Below are 17,955 nucleotides of genomic sequence, written 5' to 3'. Positions count from 1 at the left end.
TCAGGCCAGTTCCACGCGGATGGGATCGCCGTCGCGGACGGTGGACAGCAGGCGGGGGTCGCCGTCGAACGAGCCGAGCACGTTGCACGGGCTCGCCAGGCGGCTCTCGCCTCCGCGCGAGATGGGCGTGGGGCCGTAGGGCAGGGCGAGCGCGTCGCCCTCGGTCCAGAAGGCGACCGTGCCGGGCTCGACGACCTGCTGGGCGTCGTGCTCCAGGGCGACGGAGACGCCGGTGTCGAAGTAGACCTCCTCGCCCCAGGTGTTCGCGGAGGCGGAGATCGGAAGGGCCTCGGCCAGCGCCTTGCTGGTCGGGGTCTCGTCGAGGGTTGCGGTGAGCTGACCCGCAGGCCAGGAGATTCGTATCTTCATGAGCCGCATTCAACAATCTGTTGAATCTGTTGGCTAGGGGGGACCCCGCCCGAAGGGGCCGGATGCCGGTACGACATAATGCTTGTGAATGTGAACGCGTTCACAAGCGTGTCCCGCTTCCTCCCGAATTGAGTGGGACACAACAGGCAGACTGCGGCTGCGACCACGGCGAACCGAAGGAGACGACGACGTGGACCTAGCTTTGGCGCCAGAGACCCTGGCGCGATGGCAGTTCGGTATTACCACCGTCTATCACTTCCTGTTCGTCCCCTTGACGATCTCGCTCGCCGCGCTCACGGCCGGCCTGCAGACCGCGTGGGTGCGTACCGAGAAGGAGAAGTACCTCAGGGCCACGAAGTTCTGGGGAAAGCTCTTCTTGATCAATATCGCGATGGGTGTCGTCACCGGCATCGTCCAGGAGTTCCAGTTCGGCATGAACTGGTCCGACTACTCGCGATTCGTCGGTGACATCTTCGGGGCCCCGCTGGCCTTCGAAGCGCTGATCGCCTTCTTCTTCGAGTCGACCTTCATCGGGCTGTGGATCTTCGGCTGGGACAAGCTGCCGAAGAAGATCCACCTGGCCTGCATCTGGATGGTGTCCATCGGCACCATCCTTTCCGCCTACTTCATCCTGGCGGCCAATTCCTGGATGCAGCACCCGGTCGGTTACCGCATCAACGAGGAGCGCGGCCGGGCCGAGCTCACCGATTTCTGGCACGTGCTCACCCAGAACACCGCGCTCACCCAGTTCTTCCACACCATGACGGCCGCCTTCCTGGTCGGTGGCGCGTTCATGGTCGGCATCGCCGCCTTCCATCTGGCCCGCAAGAAGCACGTCCCCGTGATGCGCAGCTCGCTGCGGCTCGGCCTGGTCGTCATGATCATCGCCGGACTGGGCACCGCCATCAGCGGCGACCTGCTCGGCAAGGTGATGTTCAAGCAGCAGCCCATGAAGATGGCGGCCGCCGAGGCGCTCTGGGACGGCGAGGCGCCGGCTCCCTTCTCGATCTTCGCCTACGGCGACGTCGACAAGGGCCACAACAAGGTCGCCATAGAGATCCCGGGCCTGCTGTCCTTCCTGGCGAACGACGACTTCACCTCCTTCGTCCCGGGCATCAACGACGTCAACAAGGCCGAGCAGGAGAGGTTCGGGCCCGGCGACTACCGGCCCAACATCGCGGTCGCCTACTGGGGCTTCCGGTGGATGATCGGCTTCGGCATGGCCTCGCTGGGCGTCGGCGTGCTGGGGCTCTGGCTGACCCGCAAGAAGTTCATGCTGCCGCCGGGGCTGCGGACCTCGGAGGACGAGGTCCCGAACCTGGTGCTCTACAAGCAGGCGCTGAGCCCCAAGTGGGGAAAGCTGTACTGGATCGTCGCGCTCTGGACCATGGGCTTCCCGCTCATCGCCAACTCCTGGGGCTGGATCTTCACCGAGATGGGCCGCCAGCCCTGGGTGGTCTACGGCGTCCTGCGCACCCGGGACGCGGTCTCGCCGGGTGTCTCCCAGGGCGAGGTCCTCACGTCCATGATCGGCTTCACGCTCCTGTACGCGGTGCTCGCCGTGATCGAGGTCAAGCTGCTCGTGAAGTACGTCAAGCTCGGGCCCCCCGAACTCACCGAGGCCGACCTCAACCCGCCCACCAAGATCGGCGGGGACGACAAGAACTCCGACCGGCCGATGGCCTTCTCGTACTGAGGCTGAGGAGACCACACGATGCAACTCCACGACGTCTGGTTCGTGCTCATCGCCGTTCTGTGGATCGGCTACTTCTTCCTGGAGGGCTTCGACTTCGGAGTCGGCGTACTGACCAAGCTGCTCGCCCGTGACCGTACGGAGAAGCGGGTCCTGATCAACACCATCGGGCCCGTCTGGGACGGCAACGAGGTCTGGCTGCTCACCGCGGGCGGTGCGACCTTCGCCGCGTTCCCCGACTGGTACGCCACCCTCTTCTCCGGGTTCTACCTGCCGCTGCTGATCATCCTGGTCTGCCTGATCATCCGGGGGGTGGCGTTCGAGTACCGGCACAAGCGCCCCGAGGACAAGTGGCAGACCAACTGGGAACACGCGATCTTCTGGACCTCGCTGATCCCCGCGTTCCTGTGGGGTGTGGCCTTCGCCAACATCGTCCGCGGTGTGAAGATCGATCAGAACAAGGAGTACGTCGGCACCTTCCTCGACCTGCTCAATGGCTACTCGATCCTCGGCGGCCTGGTCACCCTGACCCTGTTCACCTTCCACGGCGCGGTCTTCACCTCGCTCAAGACGGTCGGTGACATACGGGACCGCTCCCGCAGGCTCGCGATCCGGCTGGGCACGGCGACCGCGGTGCTGGCCCTGGTCTTCCTGACCTGGACCCAGTTCACGCGCGGCGACGCCAAGAGCCTGATCGCCATGGTGGTCGCGGTGCTCGCGCTGGTGGGGGCCCTCGGCTTCAACCTGGCGGGCCGCGAGGGCTGGGCGTTCGCACTGTCCGGGGTCACCATCGCGGCGGCCGTCGCGATGCTCTTCCTGACGCTGTTCCCGAACGTCATGCCGTCCTCGCTGGACGATGCCTGGAACCTCACGGTCACCAACTCCTCGTCCAGCCCGTACACCCTGAAGATCATGACCTGGCTCGCGGCAGTGGCCACGCCGCTCGTCCTGCTCTACCAGGGCTGGACGTACTGGGTGTTCCGCAAGCGGATCGGGACGCATCACATCGTCGACGCGCACTGAGTTCCGACGTGTGAGCCCCGCCGCCCCGCCCCTCCTGCCTGACCGACTGACCCTGCCTGGGGGATGTTTCACGTGAAACCGATCGACCCGCGCCTGCTTCGGTACGCCCGTTCCACCCGCCTCTTCCTGGGCGCGGTGGTGGCCCTGGGCCTTGCGGGGGCGGGGCTGGTCGTCGGTCAGGCGATGCTGATCGCCGAGATCGTGGTCGGTGCCTTCGAGGAGGGGCTGGGCGGGGCCGCACTCCGGACGCCGCTGCTGCTGCTCGCGGCGGTGGCGCTGGGCCGCGGCCTGATCGCATGGCTGACGGAGCTGGCCGCGCACCGGGCCGGTGCGGCGGTCAAGTCGGAACTGCGGGGCCGGCTGCTGGACCGGGCCGCGGATCTGGGACCGGGCTGGCTGAACGGTCAGCGGACCGGGTCACTGGTCGCCCTGGCCACCCGGGGCGTGGACGCACTCGACGACTACTTCTCCCGCTACCTGCCCCAGCTGGGGCTCGCGGTGGTCGTACCGGTGGCGGTGCTCGCCCGGATCGTCACCGAGGACTGGGTGTCGGCGGCCATCATCGTCGTCACCCTGCCCCTGATCCCGCTGTTCATGGTCCTCATCGGCATGGCCACCCAGTCCCGGATGGACCGCCAGTGGCGGTTGCTGTCACGCCTGTCGGGACACTTCCTCGACGTGGTGGCGGGACTGCCCACACTGAAGGTCTTCGGACGGGCCAAGGCCCAGGCCGAGTCGATCCGCAAGATCACTGACGACTACCGGCAAGCGACGATGCGGACCCTGCGCATCGCCTTCCTCTCCTCCTTCGCGCTGGAACTGCTGGCGACCCTGTCGGTGGCGCTGGTGGCGGTGACCATCGGCATGCGGCTGGTCCACGGGGAACTGGACCTCTACACCGGACTGGTCATCCTGATCCTGGCTCCCGAGGCGTACCTGCCGTTGCGGCAGGTCGGCGCGCAGTACCACGCGGCCGCCGAGGGGCTGGCGGCCGCGGAGGAGATCTTCGAGGTCCTGGAGACCCCCGTCGCGCGTCCGGCAGGCGGGGCCGCCCTGCCGAGCGGCACTCCCCTGCGCATCGAGATCGACGGGGTCGCCGTCCGGTACGAAGGCCGGGGCCAGGACTCGCCCGGGCCGGTCTCGCTGACCGTCGAACCGGGGGAGTGCGTGGCCCTCACCGGCCCGAGCGGGGTCGGCAAGTCCACGCTGCTCCAGGTGCTGCTGGGGTTCGTGGCACCGACCGCGGGACGGGTTCGGATCGCGGGCACGGACCTTGCCGGGATGTCGCCGGAGCAGTGGCGGGAGCGGGTGGCGTGGGTGCCGCAGCGCCCGCACCTGTTCGCCGGGACCATCGGGGAGAACGTACGGCTGGCCCGCCCGGGAGCCTCGGAAGCAGAGGTGACCCGGGCCCTGGAAGACGCCGGGGCCTGGGAGTTCGTGGCCGCACTGCCGCGCGGGGTGGAGACCTCCCTGGGCGAGGGCGGTGTGGGACTGTCCGCCGGGCAGCGCCAACGGCTGGCCCTCGCACGGGCGTTCCTGGCGGACCGCCCCGTGCTGCTGCTGGACGAGCCGACCGCGGCGCTGGACGGCGAGACCGAGGCCGGCGTGGTGGACGCGGTCCGGCGGCTGGCCGTGGGCCGGACCGTCCTGCTGGTCGTGCACCGGCCGGCGCTGCTCGCCGTCGCCGACCGCGTGGTGGCGATGGCCGCGCCAGGAGCCGCGTCCGGGCCTCCCCCGGCCGGTGGCCGGCCGGGCCGGGGCTCCGGAGCCGTCCGCGTCCGACGCCGGGGAGTGGATCCTCGGGGCCGCGGCCGAGCGGGCGCGCGCCGTCGGCGGGACCGACTCGGGCGGGAGCGATCCGCTGCGCCGGGTACGGGCCGTGGCCAAGGCGTGGCAAGGCCGCTTCCGGCTCGGGCTGTTCCTCGGAGCGCTGGCCGTGGGGTGCAGCGTCGGGCTGATGGCCGTGTCCGGCTGGCTGATCTCGCGGGCCTCCGAGCAGCCTCCCGTGCTCTATCTGATGGTGGCCGTGACCGCCACGCGGGCCTTCGGCATGGGGCGGGCGGTCTTCCGGTATGCCGAGCGGCTCGTATCGCACGACGCCGTGCTGCGGATGCTCGCCGATCTGCGCGTCTCCGTGTACCGGAGGCTGGAGCGCATCGCCCCCGCCGGACTGCGCGAGCACCGGCGCGGGGACCTGCTGACCCGGCTGGTGGCCGACGCCGACGCACTGCAGGACTACTGGCTGCGCTGGCTGCTGCCGGTCGGGACCGCGGTGCTCGTCGGCACCGGCTCGGTCGCCTTCACCACCTGGCTGCTGCCGGAGGCCGGAGCCGCGCTCGCCGTCGGGCTGCTCCTCGCCGGCGTCGGCGTTCCGCTCGTCAGCGGGGCCTGCGCCCGGCGTGCCGAGCGTCGGCTCGCGCCCGCCCGGGGCGAGCTCGCCACCCAGGTGGCCGATCTGCTCACCGGCACCGCCGAGCTGACCGTCGCCGGGGCGCTGGAGGACCGCAAGGGCCGGGCCAGGCAGAGCGACGGCGTGCTGACGCGGATCGCCGCGCGGGGAGCGGCCGCGGCCGGGCTGGGCGGTGGGTTGTCCGCCCTCGTGTGCGGGCTGACCGTCGTGGCCTCGGCGGCCGCGGCCGCGACCGCGGTGCACGACGGACGGCTGTCCGGGGTGGCCATGGCCGTCGCCGTACTGACCCCGCTCGCCGCCTTCGAGGCGGTCAACGGCCTTCCGCTCGCCGTCCAGTACCGCCAGCGGGTGCGCCGCAGCGCCGAGCGCATCTACGAGGTCATCGACGCACCGGCTCCGGTGGCCGAGCCGGAGCAGGCCGCCGCAGCCCCCGGCTCGCCCTTCCCGCTGCGGCTGACGGGGCTTGCCGCGCGGCACCCCGGCCAGGAGCGAGACGCGCTGCGGGGCGTGGACCTGACCTTGGAAGCCGGCCGGCGCATCGCCGTCGTCGGCCCCTCGGGCTCCGGCAAGACCACCCTCGCGCAGGTCCTGCTGCGCTTCCTGGACCCGCGCGAAGGCACGTACACCGTGGGCGGGACCGACGCGTGCGCGCTCGACGGCGACGACGTCCGCGCGCTCGTGGGGCTCTGCGCCCAGGACGCGCACCTCTTCGACAGCTCGGTACGGGAGAACCTGCGGCTGGCCCGGACCGGAGCGAGTGAAGAGGAGCTGCGGGATGCGCTGGCCGCGGCGCGGCTCCTGGAGTGGGCCGACGGACTGCCGGACGGGCTCGACACGCTGGTCGGCGAGCACGGTGAGCGGATCTCGGGCGGCCAGCGCCAGCGCCTGGCCCTGGCCCGGGCGCTGCTCGCGGACTTCCCCGTACTGGTGCTGGACGAGCCGGCCGAGCATCTGGACCTGGCCACGGCGGACGCGCTGACGGCGGACCTGCTGGCGGCGACCGAGGGCCGTACCACCGTGCTGATCACGCACCGGCTGGCCGGGCTGGAGGCGGTCGACGAGGTGCTCGTGCTCGACGGCGGAGAGGTCGTACAGCGCGGCGCGTACGCCGAGCTGGCCGTCGCCGAGGGACCGCTGCGGCGGCTGCTGGAGCGGGAAAGGGAAGCCGACGGGACCGTGGCCGACTTTCTCCAGGCCGACTTTCCCCGCTAATCGGGACTAACTAGGCTCAAGGGCATGTCAGTGCAGGAGTCCAAGGAATCGCCGGAGCCATCACCGGGAACGCCGGACCCGCTGGAGGCCGCCACCCAGGCCACCAGGAGTCTGCAAGGCCTGTCCACCGAGCTCACGGCCCGGGTACCGCAGCTGCTGGAGGCCATGAGGTCGGTCGGTACCGGACTCGAACTGCACTCCACGCTGGACCGGATCTGCGAGACCGCGGCCGAACTCGCGGACGCGCGCTACGCGGCGATCGGCGTCGTCGACACCGAGGGCCGCGGACTTTCGGACTTCGTCACGTTCGGGATCAGCTCGGAGCTGGCCGGGAAGATCGGGCACCGTCCGGACGGGAAGCGGGGACTGCTGGGGGCGCTCATCTCGCACCCCGACACCGTCCAGCTCGTCGATCTGACGAAGGATCCGCGCTCGGCCGGATTCCCGCCGCACCACCCGGCCATGAAGACGTTCCTCGGTGTCCCGATCCGGGTGCAGGGGGAGATCTTCGGCAATCTGTACCTTGCCGAGAAGAACGGCGGCGGCCCGTTCAACGACTACGACGTCCACATGGTCCGGGTGCTGGCCACCGAGGCGGGCATCGCCATCGGCAACGCCCGGCTGTACGAGGCCGCCACCCAGCGCGAGCGCTGGATCGACGGATCGGTGGCCGTCACCACGGCCCTGCTGTCCGGCGGGGACGCCGACGACGCCCTCGCGGTGGTGGCCGAGCAGGCCCGCCACCTGGCCGACTCCTCGGCCGGGATCGTGATGCTGCCGGCCGAGGAAGGCGGGATGGAGATCGTCGCCGTCTCCGCGGAGAACCCGGCCACCTCGCTCGGCGTGGTGATCCCCGCCGAGAGCCCGGTCGTGCACAGTCTGTTCCAGGGCGAGCCGGTCTTCGTGGACGACGCCGCGTCGGATCCGCGCATGATCAGCGAGATGACCAGCCAGTACGGGCCCTGCATGATGCTGCCGCTGCACAGCGGCGGCCGGGTGCTGGGGGCCCTGGTCACCCCGAGGGCCCGCGGCAAACGGCCGTTCAGCGAGGCCGAGCGGACCTTGGCCACGCAGTTCGCCTCGCAGGCCGCGCTCGCGCTGATGATGGCCGAGGCGCAGCGCGACCGGGAGCGGCTCGCCGTGTTCGAGGACCGTGACCGGATCGCCCGGGACCTGCACGACCTGGTCATCCAGCGGCTGTTCGCGACCGGCATGATGCTGGAGGGCGCCCAGCGCCGGTCCATCGTCCCCGAGGTCCGCGACGGGGTCGGAAAGGCCGTGGACGAGCTGGACGTGACGATCCAGGAGATCCGTACGGCGATCTTCGCCCTCCAGCAGGGCCCGGCGGAGGCTCCCTCGGGGCTGCGCACCCGGGTGCTGCGGGAGATCAACATGGCCGCCGTGCCGCTCGGCTTCAAGCCCGCGCACCGCTTCCTGGGTCCGATCGACGCGGTCGTCGGCGAACTGGTGGGCAAGAACCTGATCGCCGCGCTGCGCGAGGCCCTGTCCAATGCGTTCCGCCACGCCGACGCGTCCCGGATCGAGGTGGTTCTGGACTCCACGATCACGCTGGCGGACGGACGCCCGGGCGTCCGGCTGGAGGTCGCCGACGACGGGGTGGGCATCCCCGAGGGCGGGCGGCGCAGCGGGCTGCGGAACCTGCGCCGGCGGGCCGAGTCGCTGGGCGGCGCGAGCTCGTACGGCCCGGGCATCGGCGAGGACGGCGGCGGCACCACCCTGGTGTGGGAGGCCCCGCTCTAGAGCTGTCGTCCGGATCCCGCGGGGCCTGCCCCTCGGAGTCCCTACTGCTGTCGCTGTGCGATCCGGTCGGCCACGATGCGCTCGATGACGACGGCGACCCCGTCCTCGTTGTTGGCGGTCGTACGGCCGGACGCGGCCGCGATCACATCCGGGTGGGCGTTGCCCATCGCGTAGGAGGTGCCCGCCCAGCTGAGCATCTCCACGTCGTTCGGCATGTCCCCGAAGGCCACGACCTCGGCGGGGGAAATGCCCCGCTGGGCGCAGCACAACGCCAGGGTGCTCGCCTTGGAGACACCCTGCCCGCTGATCTCCAGCAGCGCGGTCGGGCTGGAGCGGGTGATCGAGGCGTACTCGCCGGCAGCCGAGCGGGCCAGCGCGAGGAACTCGTCCGGAGCCAGTTCGGCGTGGTGCGCGAGCAGCTTGAGTATGGGCGCGGCGCTCTCGTCCGTGCCTTCTGTGAGGAGCTTCTCGGCGATGGCGACGTGGGCGCCCGGGTCCTTGAAGAACGGCGGGTACGCAGGCTCGTAGTTGATGCCGGTGGTCAGCTCGACCGCGAAGGAGGCGCCCGGTGCCGCGGTCCGCAGGGCGGTTACGACGGCCAGGGCAGCAGCTCGGGGAAGCGCTCTGACCTGCACGAATTCCCGCCCTGCGTGCAGATCGACGACCGCCGCGCCGTTCGCGCAGATCGCGAGGCCGTGGCCGTGCACGTGGTCGCTGACCACGTCCATCCAGCGGGCGGGACGTCCGGTGACGAAGAAGACCTCGATCCCGGCCTCCTCGGCGGCGGCGAGGGCGGCGACGGTGCGGAGCGAGACGGACTTGTCGTCGCGCAGCAGGGTGCCGTCGAGGTCGGTGGCGATGAGCCGGGGGGTGGGGGTTGGCCCGTCCGGGCACTGGGGAGCCGAGGTCACCGCTCCATCTTCGCCCATCGCCCGCGACCGGCCGGACCACGGTGGGATTGTCCCGTGCCGGAGGCCTCATGTTTCACGTGAAACATGAGGCGGCCGTAGTCTCGAACGCATGAGTCTTCGTCTGAGCACGGTGATCCTTCCGGTACGTCGATGGCACGAAGGAGGCCGTGACCAGTGGCTCCGGGCTGAGCAGCTCGGCTTCCACACCGCCTACACCTACGACCACCTGTCCTGGCGGTCGTTCCGCGACGGTCCGTGGTTCGGCGCGCTGCCCACCCTGACGGCGGCGGCCACCGCCACCGAGCGACTGCGCCTGGGCACGCTCGTCACCTCGCCGAACTTCCGCCACCCGGTGACCCTCGCCAAGGAGCTCATCTCCCTGGACGACATCTCCGGCGGGCGCGTCACGCTCGGCATCGGCGCGGGCGGCAACGGCTTCGACGCGACCGCACTGGGCCAGGAGCCGTGGAGCCCGCGCGAGCGGGCCGACCGCTTCGCCGAGTTCGTACCGCTGCTGGACACGCTGCTGACCGAGGGCGCGGTGAGCCACGAGGGGACCTTCTACTCCGCCGAGGAAGCCCGCAACATCCCCGGCTGTGTGCAGCGGCCGAGGCTGCCGTTCGCCGTCGCCGCGACCGGGCCGCGCGGCCTGCGGCTCGCAGCGCGGCACGGCCAGGCCTGGGTGACCACAGGTGACCCGAAGCTCTTCGAGGACGGCACGCCCGAGCAGTCGCTGGAGGCCATCCGCGGGCAGCTCGCCCGGCTCGACAAGGCCTGCGCGGAGATCGGCAGGGACTCTGCATCGATCGAGAAGATCCTGCTGACCGGCTTCACTCCCGAGGCCAACGCTGTGCTGGAGTCCGTGGACGCATTCGTCGACTTCGCGGGCCGTCACCTCGAGCTGGGCTTCACCGAGCTGGTGATCCATGCGCCGATCCCGGACTCCGACTTCGCCGCGGACGAGGCGGTCTTCGAGAAGATCGCCACGGAGGCCGCGGCCCAGCTGGACGGCTGATCCCACGCTGCCGCGGTCGTCGCCGCTGCCCTCGGCGGGGGCGGGGACGACCGACGGCAGCCGGTTCAGACAGCCGGTTCAGGCAATCGGCTCAGGCGGTCAGCTGCGCGAACAGACGCTCGGCGGACGGCAGAAGCCAGTCGGGCACATCGCTTTCGGGCAGTGCCTTGACCTCGTCGATCAGCGCGGCGACCCGTGCGGCCCCCGCGTCCGCCCGGCCCCGCTCCTGCTCCGTCCAGGCGGCGTTGTTCAGGCACTGGAACCGGTCCCGCAGATGGTCCGGTCCGAGCTCCGCATAGGCAGAGGCGGCCCGGTCCCAGAGGCCGATCTCCTCCAGACGCAGCGCCTCGATCTCCGCCTCGCTCAGCTTCTCCGGCTCGTCCTCGCCCCCGCCTTCATCCCCGTCCCGGTCGTCGTCCTCGTCCTCGTCGAAGTGTTCCGCCTGCGCGCTGACACGCCGGTCGAGGACCTGCGCCAGCTGGTGCCAGGTCTGGGCCAGTTCGGACCGCAGGTGCGCAGCCCCGGGCTCTGCCGTCAGCGCGGCCTCCAGTACGCCGACCGCCTCGTCCATCAAGGTCCGGGCCCGCGATACGGCCGCGTCGGTGACCGCCTCGCGCAGCCCCAGCCAGGCCAGCGAGCGCAGGACCCGCACCTCGGCAACCGGCGCCTCCCCCGTCAGCCGGTGCAGCTCCAGCGCCCGTTCGTAGGCGGCGACCGCCTCCGTGGCCAGCCCCGCGTCGGACAGGGTGTCGGCGGCCGACTGGGCGAGGCCGGCCTGCGGCCGCGGATCCTCCCACCCCTTGGCCGTCTCCGCCGCCAGCAGGTACTGCTCCGCCGCCGGCCGGAACTCGTTCAGCCGCCGCAGCAGATCACCCAGGAACTCCCGGGCGAAGACGGCCTGCTCCTCGCCGTGCTCCAGCAGATCCGGCAGGGCCGACTGCAGCACCTCCGCCGCCTCGGCGGCCCGCCCGTCCTGTGCGTACGCCCGGGCCAGAACCAGCCGGACCTGCGCCCCGCCGTCGGCGGTGAGACCGGCCTGGTCGAACCAGTGGGCTCCCGTCAACGCGTGCCCCGCGGCCTCGGCCGCCTCCCCCCGTCGCAGCAGGATGTCCGCCAGGGTCAGCCGTACGACGCCCTGCGCCTCGGCGTCGGTCACCTCGGCGGCACCCTCCAGCGCGGAACGCGCCGCCTGCTCCGCCTCCCCGTGCCGGTCCAGCCGCATCAGCACCCCGGCCCGCAGTACCAGCGCGTCCACCGCCTGCCACGGCAGGCCCGCCGCGACCGCCCGCTCCGCGGCAGCCGCCAGCAGATCCACGGCCCGCTCCAGGTCGCCCTGCGACAGCGCGATCCGCCCCAGCATCTCCTCGGCCTCGGCCGTGAGATCCGCCAGCGTGCCCTCGTAGGCCGCGACGAAAGCGGTCAGCTCGGCCGCCAGCTCGACATGACCGTGCCCGTGCTCCTCGTCCCCGGTGGCCTCGACCGAGCGCAGGTACGACTCCACGCGGATCGCCGTCAGTTCCGCGAGCGCGATCCGCCGGGTCCGCAGCGGCTCCGCGGCGTCCAGCGACTCCGCGGCCCGCACGGCCACGCCGAGCAGCCTCCTGATCTCCGCGGGCGCGGACCCGGACTGTGCGGCCACGCTCGCCAGCCGCAGGTCGGTCAGGGCCGCGCGTTCCGCCCGCCCGAGCGCCCGGTAGCCCGCGCGCACCGCCGCCAGCAGCTCCGGTGCCTCCTCGGCCCCCCGCTTCGCCGCGGCCAGCGCCCGGTGGTCCGCCAGGTCGGCCGAGACCAGCGGGTCGGGCTCCGGCTGCGCGTCCACCCGTACGGCCACCTCGGCCCACAGTGCGTCGGCGCCTGGATGGCCCAGGTCACGCGCCTGCCGGGCGCGCTCCACCAGCTCGGCGAACCCGGTGGGCACCATCGCCGGCGAGGGCGCGGTGGAAAAGCCGGGAGCGGCGGGGCTGACGGCCTGCCCGAGCGCCGCACTGCGCACCCCCAGCGGCAGGTGGCCGATCAGCGGCTCTCGCCCGATCCGCGCCAGGAACCGGTCCGAGACCCGGGTGGTGCCGTTGCGCACGTCGAACTGCCGGGCGATGCCCAGCGCGCCCGCGTGCAGCACCTCGTACAGCTCGGAGACGGTGCGCGGCACGCCCTCGTAGGGGACGGCCGGGCTCTGCCCGTGCCCCAGCTCCCTCAGCCGGCGCAGCAGTACGAGGATGCCGCCGTGGAAGGCCAGCTGGTCGTCGACATTGGCGAGCGGGCCGACGTGGGAGGCGTGCTCGGCCAGGATCTCCAGGCCGCGCGACTCGTTCCCGGTCAGCGCGCAGAACTCGATGTGCTTGGCGACCGCCGGCAGCAGGCTTTCGTTGCCACGCGCCATGCGGTAGCCGCGCAGGTGGTTCGAGCGCGCCTCGTCGGTCCGGCCGAGCCGCGACAGCGGCAGCAGGGAGGTGGCCAGCACCCGGTGCGGCTCCTCGGCGCAGGTGTTCTCACCCGCCAGCACCGGCGCCCAGATCTCCAGGGCCTGGGCGTCGTCGCCGCGCAGGACCGCGTACTGGCCCTGGCCGTTGAGCTCGCAGGCGCGGCAGTCGCTCATGTCGTCGCGATCGGCCGCCAGCCAGCGCTTGAAGGCCCGCTCCGCCCGCTCGTCGTCGCCGATCGCATCGGCGAGCCAGAGTTCGGCCTCCCGTACGGGCCGCTCGCTGTAGCCCGCGATCCTGTATCGCCGCTCCATCTCGTCCAGCCAGCCGGTGGCCGACTCCAGTGAGATCCCGGGGGAGTCGGAGATGGCCGTGGCAACCCACTTGAACTGCCAGAACAACGAGTGCGCGTCCCATTCCGAGAAGGCGCCGGGATCCTTGTCGTACTCCTGGAGCAGCCGGGCGAAGGGCACCAGCAGCTTCGAGGACTCGGAGCTCCACAGATAGGCGTTGATCAGGTTGTCCAGGGTCTCCCGGAAGAGCGCGCGGTCGCCGCTCGCCTCGGCGGCGGCGACCAGGGTCTCGGCGTGCGCGTTGCGTGCGGAGCCGCCCGGGGATTGGCGGTTCTCCGCCAACCCCTGCCCGATCTCCTGACGCGTCAGGCTCGTCACTTCTGGTCCTCCTGGGCCTCGGTGGAGTGGGTCGCCCATTCCAGGAGCCCGAGGAAGGCCCGGTTGAGCAGGGTGGAGTCGGCGGGCCGCAGGGGCCGCTGGGACATCAGCAGGGCCTGTCCGTAGAGCGACTCGACGGCGGTGCCCGTCAGCGCCTCGTCGGGGAGCGCGGAGATCCGCCGGATGAGCGGGTTGTTGTGGTTGAGGACCAGGCGGGCGCGGGGCGCGGAGCCGCGCAGCGCGCCCAGGATGCCGCTCCACAGGGAGTCGGCGCTCTCCAGCGCGGCGGTCCGGTCCCGCTCCTGCCGTGCCTGCCGGTCGTCGAGGTAGAGGGCGGGGACGGCGACGGGCTGGAAGGCGCGCAGCACGACGTCGCAGCCCTGCGGCTCCAGGCGGGTGCGTGCGGTGGCGAGGAAGGGGGCGAGTTCCAGTTCGGCGGCGGTGGGCACCGGGTCGAGCCGCTCGGTGACGGCTCCGGCGTCCAGCTCGGTGACCTTCAGCTCGGGCCGTACGGAAGGCAGCAGGGCCAGCAGGTCCGCGTCGTAGGTGTAGCCGGCGTTGATGACGCCGAGTCCGTGGGCCGCGGCGATCGGTGCGATCTGGCGGAACTCCTCGACGGTGCGCGTGAAGTGGACGTCGGTGTGGGCGGCCGCGAACTGCTCCAGGCTCATCGGTCCGTCACTGGTCTCGAACGGAAGCCAGGGCAGCATCAGGCCGAGCAGTTCGGGGTCGTGCCGGGCCATGGACTTCACACCGAGGTGGTGGACGCGCAGGAAGGCGGCCAGCCGCTCCGGGTCGCTCGCGGCGAGCTCGGCGAGCCAGCCGCGGACGCGGCTGCCGAGGGCGTCCCGTACGGCGGCCAGGGTCTCGTCGTCGTACAGGTTCTCGCGGGAGGCGGTGGGCCGCAGCGTGTCCGTGTCGAGGACGGCCCGGACGAAGAACGCCCAGTCCGGCAGCAGGTTGTCGGCCCGGTCGGTCAGCAGCATGCCCTTGAGGTGGACACGGTGTCCGGCCCGGTGGGCGGGACTGGTCGGCTCGGGCAGGACGTACGCCACCCCGCGCACTCCGGCGACCGGCAGGTCGAGGTCGATGCTGTCGAGCGGGGTGAAGCCGAAGAGCTCCGCGCAGTGCCCGGCGAGCGCGACGCGCCGGGCGGCGGGGGTGGGGAAGGGCCGGTCCCAGACGGCGGGACGGTCGGTGACCGATCGCGGCTCGCCGCCCTCGCCGTCGTCGAAGGTGATGTCGTACGGGAGCAGGGAGCCGTAGTCGCGGGCCAGTTGCCCGACCTTGGACGGGACGGTCCACTCGGTGGCGCCCGGGCGGGCCTCGAGGACGACGGTGGTCCCGGGCTCCGGGCGTGCCTCGTGCGGAAGTTCGCGCACGGTGTACGAACCGTCGTCCGTGGCCAGCCATTCGACGGGCCGGGCCTGGGGATCGCGGGCGGACCGGGTGACGACGCGGATCTGGCGGGCCACGACGAAGCACGCGAGCAGGCCGATGCCGAACTGGCCGAGGAACTCCTGCCGGGCCGCCTCCAGTCCGTGCTCGCCGCCGCGCTTGGAGCTGCGGCCGATGGTGGCGAGGAGGGAGTGGGCCTCGGCGGCGGTCAGGCCGATGCCGCTGTCCTCGATGGTCACCCGGCCGCCGGTGGCGGTCAGCCGGATGCGGATCTCGGCCTGCGGGTCGAGGGTCTGGCGGGCGGTGACGGCGTCCACGGCGTTCTGCAGGAGCTCGCGGACGTAGACGCGCGGGCTGGAGTAGAGGTGGTGGGAGAGTAGGTCGACCAAGCCGCGCAGATCGACTTGGAAGTTGTGGGGTGTGGACGTCATGGGGCGTCACCTCGCGTGCGTACGGGGATGGTTCGGCGATCGCGAGGTCCCCCCCTCACAGATCCCGGAGTGGGCAACAGATTAGGGGGATGGTCCGACAATCTCTGAGTGAATTCCCGTCCGGGGAAGACGCCCGGGAAGTGCCGGCCGAGAACGGTCCGGGACGTCCTGCCGGTTCCTACTGGAAGCGCAGGAACTGCGGCGGTACGGCGTCCACCAGCCACACCCCGTTGGCGCTGATCCGGAAGACGTGCCCGGCGGCGCGCATCGCGCCCGCGTCCACGCTGAGCACCACGGGCCGGCCGCGTCGTGCGCCGACCCGGGTCGCGGTCTCCCGGTCGGGGGACAGGTGCACGTGGTGGCGGGCCATCGGGCGCAGGCCCTCGGCGCGGATCGCGTCCAGTGCGGCGGCGACGGTGCCGTGGTAGAGGTACGCGGGCGGTTCGGCCTCCGGAAGGTTCAGGTCCACGGCCACCGTGTGGCCCTGGCTGGCCCGGATCCGGGTGCCGTCGACGGCGAACCTCTGCTTGTCGTTGGCGGCGACGACGTGATCGAGCTCGGCCCGGCTGAAGGCGAAACCGTGGGCGGCGGCCGCGCGCAGCAGGTCGTCGATCTCGACCCAGCCCTGGGGGTCGAGCACCAGTCCGATCCGTTCCGGCTGATGTCGCAGGTGTTTCGAGACGTATTTGGACACCTTCACGGTGCGTCTGTCATCCATGGCCCCAGCCTGCCCGGTCGGGCGGCCTTCCGGCAGGGATTTTCGGGGTGCCGACCGGGTGTGGACACCCCCTATCGTCATTCCGAGATACGGAATACATTTTCCGCTGCCACTTCTGCTCAGGGGGAGAAACCATGACAGCCCATACCTCTCTGCCACGTCGTGCGGCTGCCGAACTGATCGGCACGGCCGGCCTGCTCGTGGTCGTGGTCGGCTCCGGGATCCAGGCCGCCGAGCTCAGCCGCGACACCGGTGTCGCCCTCATAGCCAACTCGCTCGCCTCCGCCATCGGACTCGGGCTGATCATCACGCTCTTCGGGCCGCTGTCCGGCGCCCACCTCAACCCGGTGGTCACCCTCACCGCGTGGTGGTCCCGGCGCACCGGCGGGGAAGGGCTCGACGGCCGGGAGGCACTGGCCTACGCCGCTGCCCAGACGGCCGGAGCGATCGGCGGGGCGGTCCTCGCGGAAGCCATGTTCGGCCGGACCCCCGGTACCTTCGCCACCCAGGTGCGCGACGGCGGCCACCTGCTGGTCGGCGAGGTCGTCGCCACCGCCGGACTCGTCCTCGTCATCCAGGGCCTCGGCCGCATTGGGCGTCCCAAGCTCATCCCGGCCGCGGTCGCCGCGTACATCGCCGCGGCGATCTGGTTCACCTCCTCCGGCTCCTTCGCCAATCCGGCCGGCACCGTCGGGCGCAGTTTCAGCGACTCCTTCACCGGCATCGCCCCGGAGTCGCTCCCCGGTTTCGTGGTGGCGCAGCTGATCGGCGGGATCCTCGGCCTGGCCCTCGCCAGCCTGCTGTACGGAACCTCCCGGTCCGCGAAGCCCGTGCCGGTGGAGACCCTGACCGAGCCCGGGCCGGTGGACGGGACGACCCCCACCAAGGCCGCGTACGAGACCATCGGCTGACCTCTCAGCCTCAGTTGCCCACAGGGAAACGGGACTTGTCCACAGCCGTTTGGGCGGGTTTTGACGGCAAACGAGTGATCCGCCCTGTGGACTACCGACCGGGCTCCGCCCGCCGCGCCAGATCGTTCATCGTCCGGGCCTGGAGCTCCCGCTCCGTCGCGGCCCGGACGAACTCCGCCACGTGATCGGCGCCGACGAGGTCCTGCACCGCCCGCACCGTCCCGGCCGGCAGCGCCACCGGAGAGGGACCCGACGGCTGCGGTGACCCGCTCGCCCCCAGGTGCCGCTGCAGATGCCGGGTCGCGAACAGCCGCATCGCCCGCGCCAGCTCCGCGTCCACGGTCTGCTGGGCCAGCGGCCGCAGCCGCCGCACCATCGTCGCCGCCTCCGCCGCGTCCGCGTCGGTCGGAGGCACCTGCCCGAGGTAGCGCGCGAAGACGTGCTCGGTGGTGAACTCCAGGAACCGCGAGGCGATGTGCTCCACCTGCCCGCGCAGCTCCCGCAAGTGCCCCGTGATCGCCGACAGCGGCACCCCGGCCGCGTACAGCTCGGCCGCCACCGCCAGCTCCTGCGGCGAGGGCACCAGGAACTGGTCCGGGCGCCCCGCGATCCGCTCCAGCACACCCAGTTCGCAGGCCTCGTCCACCGCGTCGTCGTCGGGCCTGCCGCCGAAGCGCTCGTTCAGCTCCTCCCGGCTGATGCGGGCCGCCTCCTCGTCGGTCCACGGCCCGTGCACCTCGGCGACCAGCCCGAGTACGCCTCCCAGCCCGCGCCCGGCGTCCCAGGCCTCCAGCAGTTCCTTGATGGAGGCCAGGGTGTAGCCGCGGTCGAGCAGGTCCGCGATCTGGCGCAGCCGCGCCAGATGCGTGTCCCGGTAGACGTTGGAGCGGCCCCGCCGCTCCGGCTTCGGCAGCAGACCCCGGTCCTGGTATGCGCGGATCGTGCGCACCGTCGCCCCGCTGTGGTGCGCCAGATCCTCGATCCGGTACTCGGCTACCGCCTGCTCGGACAA

General features: G+C 71.7%; 11 protein-coding genes and 1 pseudogene. 6 read left to right on the top strand and 6 right to left on the bottom strand.

The window, feature by feature from the left end:
* Positions 1–369 (bottom strand): cyclophilin-like fold protein, encoded by a 369-nt coding sequence (locus tag OHA89_RS18830; protein WP_215139768.1) that lies wholly within the window; start codon positions 367–369, stop codon positions 1–3.
* Between the two features lie 190 nt (positions 370–559).
* On the opposite strand from OHA89_RS18830, the gene OHA89_RS18825 reads away from it, so the two are divergent.
* From OHA89_RS18825 to OHA89_RS18810, 4 genes and pseudogenes are all read left to right on the top strand, one after another.
* On the top strand, positions 560–2,065 hold the full coding sequence (locus tag OHA89_RS18825) for a cytochrome ubiquinol oxidase subunit I (protein WP_266608862.1): 1,506 nt from the start codon (positions 560–562) through the stop codon (positions 2,063–2,065).
* Between the two features lie 18 nt (positions 2,066–2,083).
* On the top strand, positions 2,084–3,085 hold the full coding sequence (gene cydB, locus OHA89_RS18820; protein ID WP_266608860.1) for a cytochrome d ubiquinol oxidase subunit II: 1,002 nt from the start codon (positions 2,084–2,086) through the stop codon (positions 3,083–3,085).
* A gap of 72 nt (positions 3,086–3,157) precedes the next feature.
* A pseudogene (gene cydD, locus OHA89_RS18815) lies at positions 3,158–6,707 on the top strand (thiol reductant ABC exporter subunit CydD).
* Between the two features lie 24 nt (positions 6,708–6,731).
* On the top strand, positions 6,732–8,468 hold the full coding sequence (locus OHA89_RS18810) for a GAF domain-containing sensor histidine kinase (RefSeq protein WP_215139764.1): 1,737 nt from the start codon (positions 6,732–6,734) through the stop codon (positions 8,466–8,468).
* Positions 8,469–8,509: 41 nt separating this feature from the next.
* Here the strand turns inward: OHA89_RS18810 and OHA89_RS18805 are convergent, their stop codons facing one another.
* Entirely contained in the window at positions 8,510–9,397 is an 888-nt protein-coding gene (locus OHA89_RS18805; RefSeq protein ID WP_266608855.1) for a Cof-type HAD-IIB family hydrolase, read from the bottom strand.
* A 91-nt stretch (positions 9,398–9,488) separates the two neighbouring features.
* Between OHA89_RS18805 and OHA89_RS18800 the strand changes: the two genes are divergently transcribed.
* The gene (locus OHA89_RS18800; RefSeq protein ID WP_266608853.1) at positions 9,489–10,394 is read left to right on the top strand and encodes an LLM class flavin-dependent oxidoreductase; all 906 of its coding nucleotides are present in this window, start codon (positions 9,489–9,491) and stop codon (positions 10,392–10,394) included.
* 91 nt (positions 10,395–10,485) lie between these two features.
* Here OHA89_RS18800 and OHA89_RS18795 read toward each other — a convergent pair whose 3' ends face one another.
* From OHA89_RS18795 to OHA89_RS18785, 3 genes are all read right to left on the bottom strand, one after another.
* Positions 10,486–13,485: a tetratricopeptide repeat protein gene (locus tag OHA89_RS18795; protein ID WP_406366686.1), complete on the bottom strand. Its 3,000-nt coding sequence runs from the start codon at positions 13,483–13,485 to the stop codon at positions 10,486–10,488.
* On the bottom strand, positions 13,482–15,314 hold the full coding sequence (locus OHA89_RS18790) for an HSP90 family protein (protein WP_266608849.1): 1,833 nt from the start codon (positions 15,312–15,314) through the stop codon (positions 13,482–13,484). Before OHA89_RS18790 ends, OHA89_RS18795 begins: the two co-directional genes overlap by 4 nt.
* A gap of 178 nt (positions 15,315–15,492) precedes the next feature.
* Complete coding sequence (locus tag OHA89_RS18785; protein WP_215139759.1) at positions 15,493–16,032, bottom strand: RNA 2'-phosphotransferase; 540 nt, start codon at positions 16,030–16,032, stop codon at positions 15,493–15,495.
* Positions 16,033–16,166: 134 nt separating this feature from the next.
* Between OHA89_RS18785 and OHA89_RS18780 the strand changes: the two genes are divergently transcribed.
* On the top strand, positions 16,167–16,943 hold the full coding sequence (locus OHA89_RS18780) for an aquaporin (protein ID WP_266608847.1): 777 nt from the start codon (positions 16,167–16,169) through the stop codon (positions 16,941–16,943).
* Between the two features lie 91 nt (positions 16,944–17,034).
* Here the strand turns inward: OHA89_RS18780 and OHA89_RS18775 are convergent, their stop codons facing one another.
* Positions 17,035–17,955 (bottom strand): MerR family transcriptional regulator, encoded by a 921-nt coding sequence (locus OHA89_RS18775; protein ID WP_215139757.1) that lies wholly within the window; start codon positions 17,953–17,955, stop codon positions 17,035–17,037.

Origin of the sequence: Streptomyces sp. NBC_01546 (assembly GCF_045208355.1) — a bacterium.
In the GTDB taxonomy this organism is placed as follows: domain Bacteria; phylum Actinomycetota; class Actinomycetes; order Streptomycetales; family Streptomycetaceae; genus Streptomyces.
This window is presented reverse-complemented; position numbering and strand designations above follow the sequence as displayed.